Raw genomic sequence first — 12,065 nt, 5'->3', positions numbered from 1 at the left:
TGGGATGCTCATGGTGAAAGGTGCTGTTCATGCCCGCAGATGTCGAAAGTCGTGCTCGAGCCGAGGCCGGGGCCGGCTAGCTCTCGCCACGACAGTCAGCCACCTCACCAGAACTCACGGGGAGCTGGCCGCCGGTCCGTCAGATCGCAGCGCGGACCGCACCTCATCGAGGGTCGGGGGGCCGGGATCAAGAACGGGCTGACCGACCTCAGATGGCCAATTGGGACGGAAACGTGTCTCGGAATCTGCGAAGTCATTCCGCTGATACCGAGAGTCCAACGGCCGCAGCCGGATCTGTTGACGGCTGTCTGCCCACCAGATCTCGAAATCCGCAACCGTGCCTTCCGCCGGCCAGTCATCGCTCTGTTCCGGAAGCCACAGGACGTCGACGAAGCCTCCGACGCTCAGGCCGATGTCCACGAAGATCCCAATCGCACCGGGCCGGGGAACCTTCACCACGGTGCCCTCGAAGACCTGCCCGAAGCACAACCCCCGGCGAATCCCAGCCCACTCGGCATCTGTCACCACGAACGCATCTTCGCACTCTCGTCCGGGTCATGAGCAACTACACCCGAGCGGCAGGGTCCAGTCACGGACGTCGATCACCCGCCCGTCTGGGCGACACAGCACTGTCGTCACTTCTCGTGACCATACCCCGACAGGCGAACGCTCGACTGCTGCTGAAACTCATCGACAAACGCTGTCGCTGACAGTGAACGAAGCCACTCGCCCTCAGGCGACGGCCGAACCAACGAACCTGAACACCCGTCAACCCGCTCTGACCAGCTGATCAGCAACTCCCCAGCAACGGGGGAACCTCAACCAGCACGTCCAGCGTCGCGTATCACCTGCGACGGCTCAGGGAGCGAGGCCTGGTGGTACAGACGCGGGGCCGGCTCAGCGGCCGGTGCCCGCACTGCGGGCAGTGACGGCTCTGGGTCGTTGCGCCCGACGCACCAGGCAGTTCACCGGGCCGGCGCGTTGTGGCAGGCACAGATGCACTGGGCTTCGCAGAACTTGCAGCGTCCTGGCCGCTTTTCGCCCTGGTACCCCGTCATCGACTGGCAGTAGGCGTGTTCCTCGTGCAGGGGATGAGGTTCCAGCATGCGATCTGAGCTCTCCAGGCGGCACGTTCGGTTCTCCTTGAGCAAGACGAGTCGCAGCAAATCCCGTTGCGCCTTCCCGGCAGCGGCCTGACTGTGGTTCTACGGCTGCCGCCACAGCCTGAACGGTCGTTGGCCTATCGAAGAGGGACCTCATGTCAGCCGTTGTTGTTGTCGGTGCGGGAATCGTCGGCTCCTCAGTGGCCTACCACCTGGCCCGTCGGGGTGTCCCGGTGACGCTGCTGGAACAAGGACCTTCACCGGCCACCGGGGTCACAGGAGACTCCTTCGCCTGGATCGGCGGTGCGGGAGGCGACTGGCCCGGCGGAGCGCAGGACCTTCGCGAGTACGTCCTGGCCGACTACCAACGCCTGCAGAACGAACTGCCGCATATCACCGTCCGCCGGACCGGCTCGCTGTCCTGGGCCAGCACACAGGCTGAGGACTCACGGCCGGGGCCGGGCCAGTTCCGCATCGGACGAAGTGACATCGCAGCCCTGGAGCCCCACCTCCGACACCCACCCGACCAGGCCATTCACATCCCGAGCGACGCAGGCGTCGACCCAGCGGCACTGACCCACGCACTCGTGGCAGCCGCCGTCGCTCACGGAGCAACCGTGCTCCACAACACCGCGGTCACTTCCTTGCAGGTGGCAGGCGGACGCGTCGAGGGAGTGCTGACCTCGACCGGCTTCCACGCCGCCGCAACCGTCGTACTCGCTGCCGGAACACGGGTCCCCAAGCTCTGCGAGCCGCTCTCGGCCGACCTGGCCATTGCCGCCTCCCCCGCCACCCTCGCGCGGGTCACTGCACCGCCTGGCCTGGTCAAGACGATCGTGGCCGGCCCTGATTTCGAGGTCCGAGAAGTTCGGGAAGGCGACTTCTTGCTGGTCGTGCCGCATGTCGAAGGCACAGCAGCACTTGAACGGTCCGTTCAAGACGCGTTCCAGCGCATGAAGGCGGCCTTCCAAGGAAGCGACCAGTGCCGCCTGCTGGGCTACCACACCGGCCAACGCCCCATGCCCGCGCACGGACCCGTCATCGGATACGCGACAAACGATCGATCCGTCTACGTCGCCGTCATGCACTCCGCCATCACCCTGGCACCCACCGTCGGACGGCTCATCGCAGACGAACTCGTGACCGGCAGGCCGGCCCCCGAGCTACGGCGTTGCCGCCTCCGCACCCACTGACACCACTTCTCCACGACGTTGATCAAGAACATCGGAGCTCAGCGACTGGCGAAGTCATCGCGAAACAGCACCCGCACCCGCAGTCACAGTCACAGTCCGCGCCTTCGTTCACCGCTTCGAGAAGGGCGGGCTGGACGGGCTGCCGGATGCTCCCCGAGCAGGTCGGCCCGCCCGGATCCCGGGCCCCGAGGACCGCGCCGAGCCGGCCGACCTGCTGGACGCCTCGGCGGCCACGGGTATCACCTGGACCGCCCCCGCCCTGCGCAACTGGCTCCGAGCCCGCACCGCGGACCCCGGCCAAGCCCATCACCAAGCGGACCCGCCACGTCAAGGCCGTCCCCGTACCCGCCGGCCGACCCCACCTGACCCACTTCGGTCGGCAAGCACCGAGACCTCTCGCCGCGGCGTCGACCCGGTCGCCGGCGTCGCACCCAGCCCCATATTGGGGCCAGTAGTACCATCGGTACCATGGCGAAGAATCCGAAGGCCCTGAACCTGCGGTTCCCCGACCCGGCGCAGCGCGCAGCAATCGAAGCGGCGGCCCGGCAGGAAGGGATGAGCCTGCAGGAGTACATCCTCTCCGCCGCCGTTGATAAGGCGACTGCAGTCGAGCGGAAGTTCCTGGCGGCATTCGAGGAGTCCATGGCCCGCAGCGGTGACGCTTTTCGCGCCGCGTCCGACAGCTTGGATCCGAGCCCGGAGCACCGGGCGGCCGAACAGCGCGCGCGGCGTGATCTCGATGGGCACGGGCAGGAGCACGCCGCGTGACCCAGCCCGTCCCCGTGCATCCGCTCGACGTGACCTTCCTGCTCCACGCCGCCGAGCTCCTCGATGGCGACCCCCAGGTCGACGACTACGGGCCGCTGTACGCGGCCGTCGCACGCGTCAATGCGCGCGCCCTGGAGCACGACATCTACGCAACGCTGAACCTGAAGGCGGGCGCACTCCTTCAGACCCTGGCACGGCTCCCCTGCCTCGAGCACTCGAATGCTGCTTTCGCCTGGCACGCCACTGAGGCGTATCTGATCCTCAACGGAAACCGCCTCGACTACCCCGTCAAGGCTGCAGTCGATCTCGTCCGCGACGCCGCTTCCACACAGCTGAGTGTGGCCGGCATCGCTCGCTGGCTCCGCGACTGGACTGTCAGCTGATCCCCCACAGGGCGTCGCAGCGGGCGCCCCGTCCTCGGCCCAAAGGCGCGCCCTTGTCTCTGCGCCGGCGGGCTGACCAGAGTCCCAAAGCGGCCGGCCGCAGAAAGCCGGCAGGTTGCGGGCTGCGGGTGGGGCTGGAGGACCGGCACTGGCGGGGAGCGAGCCGAGTGGGCTCACTCCCCGGGGACAGTGTTGGCGCGTGCCGGTACTACTAACGACGTGGTGCGCGATTGCGCGGTTGAGGGTGGGGTGTGCTGGCCTGGCGGTTCGGCTTGGGGTGGTCACCTCTAGGCCCTGCGGTCGGAGACCAGGCCGGCGATGGCGAGGTGGGTCTGGTCGTAGTAGTCGCGGCGGCCGAGGTAGCGCTGGAGGGGGCGCCACTGCTTGTGCTCGGCGTTCGCGTGCTCCACGCAGATACGCTCGCAGGACTGCCGGTGGCGTTCCTTCTCGTACGCTGCCCATTCCTGGGCCGGGGCGTTCTTCTTCGGCTTCAGCGGCGGGGCGCTGACCTGGTCGGGGAACTGCTTGGCCAGGCCTCGGTAGCCGGAGTCGACCTTTGCCTTGACGTCGGGGAACTGTTCCAACAGGTCGGCGATCCCTTCCGTTCTCACGGCGCTCTGGTCGTGCATCCGGCCGCGACACGGGTCGGGCTCGGAGAGGTGACCGGCTGGGTGGTGCCGGACACGCGAGTTGTACCAACCGTTTGACACAAGCTCCCACTGGGCCGCATCTTGTACTCACCGCTTGATACAAGCGGTGAGTACAAGTGCGAGCACACGGGGGTTTCTCATGCACGAACTCGGCACCGTCCCACGCCCGACCGCCACCGACCGCTATGCGCGCTGGGCCGGGCTGCTCGTCGGACTCGTCGCCGCCCGCCTGGTCGGCTCGAACGACGGCCTCGGCGTCGGCATCCTGTACGCCATCCTGGTGTTCGGGCTCTGCGCGGTCGCCGGCGTCCTGGTGGGCGACGCGCTGACACCGCCGCCGCGGGGAACCGTCCGCACGGCCGGTCTCGCGCCGCGCCGCATTCGCGACTACGCGCCACCGCGCATGACCCTGCTGCTCCTCGCCGAGGCCGCCGTCCTCGTCGTCCTGCTGGCGGTGGCCGCCGTGGCCGCCTCGCCCGACGACATGGGCCGCGCCGGGCGCTCCCTGACCGTGACCTGCCCGGACGGAAGCACGGCGAGCACGAGCCCCTGGCCGGGCCTCTTCTACGGCCTGCCCATCCTCGCCGCCCTCGCCGTCTCCACCACCGCGTGCGTCTGGTCCCTGACCCGGATCGCCCGCCGCCCCGGCGACGAGCAGACCCGCCGCGACCGGTCGCTGGCGATCGTCGCCGCATGGGGGCTGCTGGTCTCCGCGCCCCTTCTCGGCGCCGCCTCGACGGCGTCGGGCGCGCTGATGGACATCGGCTGCGACGGCACGGTGGGGCGCCTCGCGAACTGGGCACTGTGGCCCACGGCCCTGGTCGCCCTCGTCACCGTGCCGTGGTGTCTGTTCACGGTGATCGCGCCCAAGGCCGGGGTGCGCCGGTGAACGGTCCCGCCGTCCACGTCGACACCGCGAGCCCCGTCCCGCCCTACGAACAGATCCGCGCCCAGCTGGCCGCACTCATCACCACGGGCCGCATGCCGGAGGGGGAACGCCTACCGACGGTGCGCCAGCTGGCGGCCGACCTGGGCCTGGCGGCGGGCACGGTGGCGAGGGCCTACCGCGAACTGGAGGCGGCGTCCCTGATCCGCACCCGCCGTGGGGCGGGGACACGGGTGGCCCCGCTTCCGGCACTGACCCGGACACCAGACCCGGCCAAACTGGCGGAACTGGCCCTCCGCTTCGTGACCGAGGCCCGGGGCCTGGGCGCGGACAGGGAGACGGTGCAGCGGGCGGTACGGGACGCGCTGGACGAGTAGCGGCTGTACGGGGGGGCGGGCCCTGCAACCGCCGGCGCGGAGGGACGACGGTGCCGCCGCGGCCCTCGTCCCGCGTACGACGTTGTGCGCGATGGTCGCGGAGTCGGCCCGGGAAGATGACAACAGCCGTGCGAGTTGGGGCTCTTGTGAGACAACTCCCCCACGGCCTTGTCGCATCGGATCTGCACCGGCATCTCCCGCAAGCACCTGGGCAAGCTGCTCGCCGAGCTGACCGCTCCGTGGACGGCAGCCGAGGAGGGCCGGTTGCACAACCGGCGAGGTCACAGCCGGCTCCGCGCCGCGGGAGCGGGCCCGGACCACCAGCTGGTGTTCACCGATCGAGTGATCGCGACACTGGTCATCCTGCGTTTCCAACTGCCCCACGCGGCCCTGGCCGTCTTCTACGGTGCGGACCGCTCCACGATCACCCGCGCGGTCCACGAGGTGCGCCCGCTGCTGGCCGCCCGCGGCTTCGCCGTCCCCGGCGAGCCCCACGTGCGCCTGCACACCCTGGCCGACGTCTTCGCCTACGCCCGCGCCAAGGTCGTCGAACTGCGGCTGGACGGCACCGAGGTGAAGGTGCGCCGCCCCAAGGCCAACAAGCCGGGACGGCGCGCCTTCGTCTCGGGGAAACTGCGGCAGAACACCAAGAAGGCCACCGTGGTCAGCGACGAGGCGGGCCGGACCCTGTGGACCGGCGCGATCCGTGTCGCGGCCGGATGCACGACCAGAGCACCGTGAGAACGGAAGGGATCGCCGACCTCGTGCCTGCTCGGCGCCCCGGTGTCGGTGACGGTGTTGTCGTGCTGGGAGCTGTACCGGCTGCGGAAGTACCACAACCTGACGGTGCGACAGGCCCTCGGCCGCCAGGTCGTCTCCGCGTCGCTTACGCCGTCCTCCTCAACGACCGGGGAACGGTCACGGGAGACGGCGTTCCGGACCGTTCGGCACGGGCCCGGCGAAGGGCGGCGACCTCGGTCGCCGCGCCCTGGCGGCGGCGCTGGACGCGGGCCGCCAGGGCGCGGCCGGCGCATCGTCTGGCACGGTCTCGGGTTCGGGGAACGCTCGACGGCTGAGCTCGCGCATCGCGGTGGTCTGCCGCTCGACTGCCTGCGCGATGGCCGGGTCCACCCGGGACGGCGGCGCGGCCCGGCGATGCGCTTCGAGGGCTCGGCGGCAGCCGTCCGATGGGGCGGGGCACACACTGGGCGCGGTCGCTCGCGGGGCCGGGGCAGCCGCCGGGGCAGTGGCTGTGGCCGTGGCCGGACATGCCTTCACGGGGGCGGACGCCAGGACGTGCACGACGCCCAGCCCACGGTCAACCCGACTCCGAACCCGACCCCGGACGACCAGCCCGCCACCGACCCGATCCCCGCCCCCACCGGCGACGCGGTCACCGTGGTCACCCAGGATGCCGGTACGCAGTGAGACGGTTACGCGGAGCACATCCAGGTACTCGGTTCCAGACAGCGCACAGCCCAGGCAACCCGGAGAACCCGGAATGAGGAGGTATCGACGTGCACTCGATCAGGATGAGAAGGATTGCGGTCCTCTTGGGCGCCGCCGTCTTCTGCCTCGCCGCTGCGGCCCAGTCGTTCGCCGATTCCGGCACGGCCCCCAAGGCCGCCTACTGCGGGACGGATAAGGCCACCGGGCTCGCGGTGTCAGCGACCGGGAACGTGCCCTGCCGGGCCGCACTGCAGGCGGCGGCCGCCTACACCAAAGCCTGGCACGGCACAGCGGCCAAACCCGTCCAGGTCCGCAGGGCGGGCACCACGTGGCAGTGCCAGGAGCGGCCGGGCGACCCCAACCCCTACCAGGCCTGCGTCGACACACAGGACCACACCCGGCTGGTCACACTGTCGTCCTGACCCGACCGGCTCCGCCACCGAAAAGCCCTCCCCCATGATGGCCCCGCGACTGCCGTCGATCACGGCCGGCGCCCTGGTGGTGCTCGCGCTCGCGGAACGTTCGGCGGTACTGCCGGTGGGGTGCGGTGGTCTTGCCGGTGTTGTTGGCGGCGGGGGCGTTCTTCTTGAGCGGAGACAGCAGTGACCGGCCGGGGGCCTCTCGCGTGCCCGGAGAGCCACGCGGGTCGACCCCCGGCCGGTGTCTATGCTCGGCTACCGGTGGGACGACACCGTCGGGTCGGTGTCCGGCGTGCGCGTACCGCCTGCGTGCTCGCTCTGCGCCTTGAGGTGGCGGGCCTGGTCCTTCAGGCGCTGACGCTCCTGCGGGTCAGTGGCGCGTTCCGCGGCCTGCTCGAGGTCCTTAGCCCGGGCACGCATCTGCTGGGCACGACCGGACTCGCCTGCAACGCTCATGATCACTCCTTGGGTGATGAGGAAGAGCGGGCCACATCAGCGAAACAGGCCTCGCCACCCCTGGCATCTCGATCAATCACCCACTGTTATCTGCGCAGTTGGGAACGCTCTCGCGGAACGACTTGTGTGCCGGACCCTGCTCACGTCGTGGGGTGCCTCGCTCAGTGGCCCTTGTCCCACAAGATCGGATACGAGATGGTCGGCGTCGGCCGCGGCCTGTCCCAACCCGGGAACCTCACTGGATGCACGGCCGTCGACCGTGGCCGGGGCCTCTGCTTGATGAAGCCGTCTGCGCTGGGGCTGCCTGTGGTGCCGGCGAAGCCGATGGCTTCGTTCACGTTCAGCAGCAGCGTTTGCCGATGAGTTTCAACGGCAGCCGACGATCAACACGCTCGCAGATGTTCACGGGAAATGACGGCACTGTCGTCAGTGAGGGCGTTCGCTTCGATCACGGAAATATTCGGCGCCTCCAGGGGATCAGGCGCAGTAACGTCGGGCCATGCCCGAGATATCGGTGGCGCACTTCTACGACGAACTGGCTGACAACTACCACCTGATCTATTCAGACTGGGACGCGAGCATTCGTCGGCAGGGGGACGCCCTGGACACCCTGATCGGCCAGGATCGTGCGGCGGTACTCGACTGCTCCTGCGGCATCGGCACGCAGGCCATCGGCCTGGCGCTGCGCGGGCACCGAGTCACCGGGACCGACCTCAGCCCCCGCGCCACCGCCCGCGCTGCCCGCGAGGCCACCCGCCGAAGCCTGCGTATACGCACGGCCGCCGCCGACATGCGACACCTCCCGTTTCCTGACGGCCGGTTCGACACCGTCGTCTGCGCCGACAACTCGCTGCCTCACCTGCTGACCGAGCAGGATGTGCTCGCCGCCCTGGCCGAGATGCGCCGCGTGCTGCGTCCCGACGGACTGCTGCTGGTCAGCACACGCGACTACGACAACCTGCTGCGCGACCGCCCGGCTTCGACCTCTCCACAAGTTCACCAGAGCGCGGACAGCAAGGAACGAACCGTCACCTTCCAGCTCTGGCACTGGCACGACGACGGCGAGCACTACGACTTGGAGCACTTCCAGCTCCTTCCGGCAGGCAGAAAATGGCGCGTCCAGGTCCGCCGGACCACCTATTGGGCGCTCAGCCACGACCGGTTGGCCGGCCTCGCGGTGGAGGCCGGGCTTGTCGACCCCGAGTGGCGGACGCCGCAGGAGACTGGCTTCTTCCAGCCGCTGCTCGTGGCCCGCGCCTGCCAGTAGGTGACTCCATTTCTCGGCGTGGGAGAGCAGGCATCAGCCGGCCTTGGCCGCCTCCTCGGCACGATCGAGAACACACCTCGCCGGATTCTCAACAGACTTGGCTTCGGGGGAATCCCTGATGACCGTCACTCGCCCTCGGCTGGGCCGGGCACCATGGTGGGGTGATGAGTACCGAAGCTGAGCCGGTTGAACACCATGACCGGTGGATCTTGAATCTCCGAGGGTGGGGCGTTGCTGGGATCACTGTCGACTACCGCCTCACGCTGGCCCTCGACGAAGGTTGGGAAGTCGTACTCGAAACGCCTGCTCGGCTCTCATCCGGGGCGGCCCACACCAATCCCGGTGTGCTTCTGGTGCCGGAGACTCAGGACGTGGCCGCAGCCCTCCCGCTCTTCGGGACGAAGGTCGTCTCTGCGGTCGCCTTCAAGTCCGGCACGCTTCGGATGGTGTTCGAGGATGGCACGCATCTGACGTGTCCAACCGATGAGGCGTTCGAGGCATGGCAGATCACAGGACCTGGAGGATGGCGGTTCGTGTCCCTGCCGGGAGGCGACCTCGGCGTCTGGTCTGCCTCCGCGGCGAATGAGAATCCGCAAGGTCGGTCTGCAGAGCATTGAGAATCTGCCAGCCGGAGTGCGACGGGACAGGCATGGTCGCCGGGCGCGAGCCGCTGACCTGCGGAGTCTCACGAGCGGACACCGATTAGGACATCCGCCGTGAGATTAGGACACGGTTCGTGAGACGCCACAATGGTGTCAGGCGCCGATGCCGACGGAGGACACCTATGCGTAGGCGGCGTAGTCGCTGTCGAGGTCGGTGATGATGTCGTCCCAGATCTCATCCATCAGGCTGGCGTCCTGGTCGGCCCAGGCATCGACCATGTCGGCCCACACGTATCGGACCGTGATCGAGCGTGCGGTGATGTTCGTCCGGGCGCGGCTGGGGGTGACGGCAGACTGGTCGACGGGGTAGATCTCCATGCGGCGACCCTGGCCGTCGTTGTCGAGGTGGCGCTTGAGCCAGCCGGAGCGGATCAGGTTCTCGCGGCGGCGGACCCAGTACGCACTGTCGAGACCAACAGGGTGAGCAGCAGGACGCTCTGCCCGGTCCCAGGCACAGGCACAGGCGAAGGGACCATCTACACAGTGGTCCCCCTTCCTCATGCGAGAACGCGCAGCGACCGGACTGGCTCTATTCACGTGTTGTGAAGCCGGTTGTTCATGGGTTTGGAAGGCACCAGATTCTCGGTCGGGTGATGTTCACGAGTTTCGAAGTCACTGGGGTGCTTGCCAGGGCAGCATCGGGATGCTCCTGGTGAAAGGTCCTGGTCATGCCGCAGATGTCGAAGGTCGAGTTGTACGCGGCGATCCGGCGTGATCACCGCAGCGGCATGAAGATCCGGGAGATCGAGCGCAAGTACAACGTGTCGTGGCGGACGGTCCGCAATGCCGTGGACTCGGTCTGGCCCGCGCCGAGGAAGCAGCTTCCGCCGAGGCAGAGCGCGCTGGATCCGTACAAGCCGGTGATCGACGGGATGCTCCGGGCGGATCTGGACGCGCCTCGCCGGCACCCGAGCCCGCGCCGAGCAGGCAGCCAAGGCTGGCTGATCCCTCCCACTACCCGACGGCCTGCCGCGTGGGCCGGCCGTCCTCGCGGGCCCCAGTCGCTCCACCCGGCAGGCTCACTTAATCCACCGCCCGTGAAGCGGCCGCTTCGATGCCTGATGCCCGCAGCTTCCGGGCCAGGAGCTCCATCTCGGGCATAGTCCCTGAGTACTGCCCGGCCAGGACCTGCTCCAGCACGGCCCGGACGCCGTCCAGGCCGATGCCGAGTTCCGCCCGCAGCACCCGCATGATGGCGGCGTTCCTCGTCGGCGGGGCTACCTGCAACCTTGCCCGCCCGTGCTCGGAGAGCAGTCGGCCCCGCAGTTCCTCCGGCAGATCACCACCACAAACAGCCAGGGCAAACCCGCAGGCCGGACACGTCGACTCAACATCCCACCGCAGTTCCTCACCCACCAGCGCCTGGACACCGCACCACTCTGCTTCGGCGCCGCATCCCTGGCACACAGCGGAGTACCTGATGGAGTCGACCAAGATCGAATTTTCCATAATCCCACCCCCAAGAGGAAAGGTTAGAGGGCAAGCGGCGAACGTCTTTCCGGAGCGCCAACATCGCGCAGAGGGGTGGCAACAGGGCAGTGGCGAGGCGCCGGGCGCGGGCAGCCGCCAGGATGCCGCCCCGAGTGTGAGGACCGGGGTAACAAACCACCAGATCGCGCTGGTGTGGCGTCTCCAGGGCACTGTGCAGGGGCGGCACAGTTCGGGGCCGCCTGCCAGTGTGCGCAGTTGGTGGCCGACCGCGACATGCCAGCCGATGCCGCCCTCGATGGTGCTGGCGCGGTGCAGCCGTGCGGCCACGCCGCCGTAGGACAGGTACGCCTCGCCGACCCACTGCGCGCCGCCCAGCGCGAGTCCGGCGACGAGGGCGGCAAGCAGTGCCGGGCGCCGCCAGCTGCGTACCCCCAGCCCGGCGGCCGCCATCGGCAGGGACAGCCGCAGTGCATCCGTGGGGCGAAAGAGCGCCGCGGCTGCGAGGGCGAGACAGAGCCCGATGAGTGCCCGCCGATCGCTGTGGTTCGCGGCAGCACGCAGGAAGCAGCCGACCGCGGTGAGTGCGCTGAGGGCCGTCCATAGGTTCGGCATGGCCTGCGGTCCGTAGAGCTGGGTCACCCACAGGCCGGCGAAGAGTGTTCCGGCCAGCGCGAGCACTGGCATGGGACGCGGCCGCCGCCACACCCATAGGGCGACGAAGAGCCCGGTGCCGGACAGCACGGCGAGATAGACCCGCAGCGCGAGTGTGGACGAGGTAAGGAGGGTGAGAGGTGCGATCAGCACGGGCAAGCCGCGGGCGCGCGGCGCGCTGAAGTACGCGGAGGGGACGTGCGGGGCGACCTGGCTGGTGTACACCGACTCGTCCCAGGCCAGATGCAATCCGGGGCCACGAACAGTAGTTGGGACAGCAGGAAGGCGAGTGCGACCGCCGCCAGCGGCAGAGCGCTGCCGGCCGCGATCCCTTCCCGGGTGGGGCGGGGCCGCGGCCGCAGCGGCACGT

15 protein-coding genes and 2 pseudogenes are annotated in these 12,065 nt (G+C 69.0%); 11 read left to right on the top strand and 6 right to left on the bottom strand.

The genetic code is table 11. The features are described from left to right. Positions 1-114: 114 nt before the first annotated feature. Positions 115-528 (bottom strand): hypothetical protein, encoded by a 414-nt coding sequence (locus tag OG758_RS47990; protein WP_326715671.1) that lies wholly within the window; start codon positions 526-528, stop codon positions 115-117. Positions 529-1,258: 730 nt separating this feature from the next. Between OG758_RS47990 and OG758_RS47985 the strand changes: the two genes are divergently transcribed. From OG758_RS47985 to OG758_RS47975, 4 genes and pseudogenes are all read left to right on the top strand, one after another. Continuing rightward, a complete protein-coding gene (locus tag OG758_RS47985) occupies positions 1,259-2,296 on the top strand; it encodes an NAD(P)/FAD-dependent oxidoreductase (RefSeq protein WP_326715670.1) in 1,038 nt (345 codons plus the stop codon). Between the two features lie 103 nt (positions 2,297-2,399). After that, positions 2,400-2,789 (top strand): annotated as a pseudogene (locus OG758_RS49310) (hypothetical protein); the annotation flags it as partial. Then, positions 2,765-3,064 (top strand): type II toxin -antitoxin system TacA 1-like antitoxin, encoded by a 300-nt coding sequence (locus OG758_RS47980; protein ID WP_326715669.1) that lies wholly within the window; start codon positions 2,765-2,767, stop codon positions 3,062-3,064. The pseudogene OG758_RS49310 and the gene OG758_RS47980, both read left to right, overlap by 25 nt. Then, a complete protein-coding gene (locus OG758_RS47975) occupies positions 3,061-3,447 on the top strand; it encodes a fic family toxin-antitoxin system, toxin component (protein WP_326715668.1) in 387 nt (128 codons plus the stop codon). Before OG758_RS47980 ends, OG758_RS47975 begins: the two co-directional genes overlap by 4 nt. Before the next feature lie 287 nt (positions 3,448-3,734). Here the strand turns inward: OG758_RS47975 and OG758_RS47970 are convergent, their stop codons facing one another. Next, on the bottom strand, positions 3,735-4,076 hold the full coding sequence (locus tag OG758_RS47970; RefSeq protein WP_326715667.1) for a transposase family protein: 342 nt from the start codon (positions 4,074-4,076) through the stop codon (positions 3,735-3,737). Positions 4,077-4,236: 160 nt separating this feature from the next. On the opposite strand from OG758_RS47970, the gene OG758_RS47965 reads away from it, so the two are divergent. The 5 genes and pseudogenes from OG758_RS47965 to OG758_RS47945 all read left to right on the top strand — a co-directional run bounded on the left by OG758_RS47965 (position 4,237) and on the right by OG758_RS47945 (position 7,231). Further along, complete coding sequence (locus OG758_RS47965; RefSeq protein ID WP_326715666.1) at positions 4,237-4,986, top strand: hypothetical protein; 750 nt, start codon at positions 4,237-4,239, stop codon at positions 4,984-4,986. Then, the gene (locus tag OG758_RS47960; RefSeq protein ID WP_326715664.1) at positions 4,983-5,360 is read left to right on the top strand and encodes a GntR family transcriptional regulator; all 378 of its coding nucleotides are present in this window, start codon (positions 4,983-4,985) and stop codon (positions 5,358-5,360) included. The genes OG758_RS47965 and OG758_RS47960 overlap by 4 nt, the downstream gene beginning before the upstream one ends. A gap of 168 nt (positions 5,361-5,528) precedes the next feature. Further along, positions 5,529-6,118, top strand: a pseudogene (locus OG758_RS47955) (transposase family protein); the annotation flags it as partial. Positions 6,119-6,656: 538 nt separating this feature from the next. Next, entirely contained in the window at positions 6,657-6,788 is a 132-nt protein-coding gene (locus OG758_RS47950; protein WP_326715663.1) for a hypothetical protein, read from the top strand. Between the two features lie 104 nt (positions 6,789-6,892). Then, positions 6,893-7,231: a hypothetical protein gene (locus OG758_RS47945; RefSeq protein ID WP_326715662.1), complete on the top strand. Its 339-nt coding sequence runs from the start codon at positions 6,893-6,895 to the stop codon at positions 7,229-7,231. Positions 7,232-7,483: 252 nt separating this feature from the next. On the opposite strand, the gene OG758_RS47940 is transcribed toward OG758_RS47945, so the two are convergent. Continuing rightward, complete coding sequence (locus tag OG758_RS47940) at positions 7,484-7,684, bottom strand: DUF6381 family protein (protein ID WP_326715661.1); 201 nt, start codon at positions 7,682-7,684, stop codon at positions 7,484-7,486. A gap of 499 nt (positions 7,685-8,183) precedes the next feature. Between OG758_RS47940 and OG758_RS47935 the strand changes: the two genes are divergently transcribed. Further along, positions 8,184-8,951 (top strand): class I SAM-dependent methyltransferase, encoded by a 768-nt coding sequence (locus OG758_RS47935; RefSeq protein WP_326715660.1) that lies wholly within the window; start codon positions 8,184-8,186, stop codon positions 8,949-8,951. Between the two features lie 164 nt (positions 8,952-9,115). Next, complete coding sequence (locus OG758_RS47930) at positions 9,116-9,568, top strand: DUF6188 family protein (RefSeq protein ID WP_326715659.1); 453 nt, start codon at positions 9,116-9,118, stop codon at positions 9,566-9,568. A 165-nt stretch (positions 9,569-9,733) separates the two neighbouring features. On the opposite strand, the gene OG758_RS47925 is transcribed toward OG758_RS47930, so the two are convergent. The 3 genes from OG758_RS47925 to OG758_RS47915 form a co-directional block, all read right to left on the bottom strand. Beyond that, a complete protein-coding gene (locus OG758_RS47925) occupies positions 9,734-9,931 on the bottom strand; it encodes a hypothetical protein (RefSeq protein ID WP_326715658.1) in 198 nt (65 codons plus the stop codon). A 397-nt stretch (positions 9,932-10,328) separates the two neighbouring features. After that, on the bottom strand, positions 10,329-10,469 hold the full coding sequence (locus OG758_RS47920) for a hypothetical protein (RefSeq protein ID WP_326715657.1): 141 nt from the start codon (positions 10,467-10,469) through the stop codon (positions 10,329-10,331). 167 nt (positions 10,470-10,636) lie between these two features. Continuing rightward, on the bottom strand, positions 10,637-11,920 hold the full coding sequence (locus OG758_RS47915; protein ID WP_326715656.1) for a hypothetical protein: 1,284 nt from the start codon (positions 11,918-11,920) through the stop codon (positions 10,637-10,639). Positions 11,921-12,065 lie beyond the last annotated feature (145 nt).

The organism is Streptomyces sp. NBC_01474 (assembly GCF_035918215.1).
GTDB classification, from domain to species: Bacteria; Actinomycetota; Actinomycetes; order Streptomycetales; family Streptomycetaceae; genus Streptomyces; species Streptomyces aureus.
Note: the sequence above shows the minus strand (reverse complement) of the source record. Positions and strands in the feature narration are given on the sequence as shown.

What these genes read in the sequence shown, in the direction of transcription:
- OG758_RS47985 (WP_326715670.1), top strand. Translation starts at nt 1,259, where the DNA reads ATGTCAGCCGTTGTTGTTGTCGGTGCGGGAATCGTCGGCTCCTCAGTG.
- OG758_RS47980 (WP_326715669.1), top strand. Translation starts at nt 2,765, where the DNA reads ATGGCGAAGAATCCGAAGGCCCTGAACCTGCGGTTCCCCGACCCGGCG.
- OG758_RS47970 (WP_326715667.1), bottom strand. Translation starts at nt 4,076, where the DNA reads ATGCACGACCAGAGCGCCGTGAGAACGGAAGGGATCGCCGACCTGTTG.
- OG758_RS47965 (WP_326715666.1), top strand. Translation starts at nt 4,237, where the DNA reads ATGCACGAACTCGGCACCGTCCCACGCCCGACCGCCACCGACCGCTAT.
- OG758_RS47945 (WP_326715662.1), top strand. Translation starts at nt 6,893, where the DNA reads ATGAGAAGGATTGCGGTCCTCTTGGGCGCCGCCGTCTTCTGCCTCGCC.
- OG758_RS47940 (WP_326715661.1), bottom strand. Translation starts at nt 7,684, where the DNA reads ATGAGCGTTGCAGGCGAGTCCGGTCGTGCCCAGCAGATGCGTGCCCGG.
- OG758_RS47935 (WP_326715660.1), top strand. Translation starts at nt 8,184, where the DNA reads ATGCCCGAGATATCGGTGGCGCACTTCTACGACGAACTGGCTGACAAC.
- OG758_RS47930 (WP_326715659.1), top strand. Translation starts at nt 9,116, where the DNA reads ATGAGTACCGAAGCTGAGCCGGTTGAACACCATGACCGGTGGATCTTG.
- OG758_RS47925 (WP_326715658.1), bottom strand. Translation starts at nt 9,931, where the DNA reads ATGGAGATCTACCCCGTCGACCAGTCTGCCGTCACCCCCAGCCGCGCC.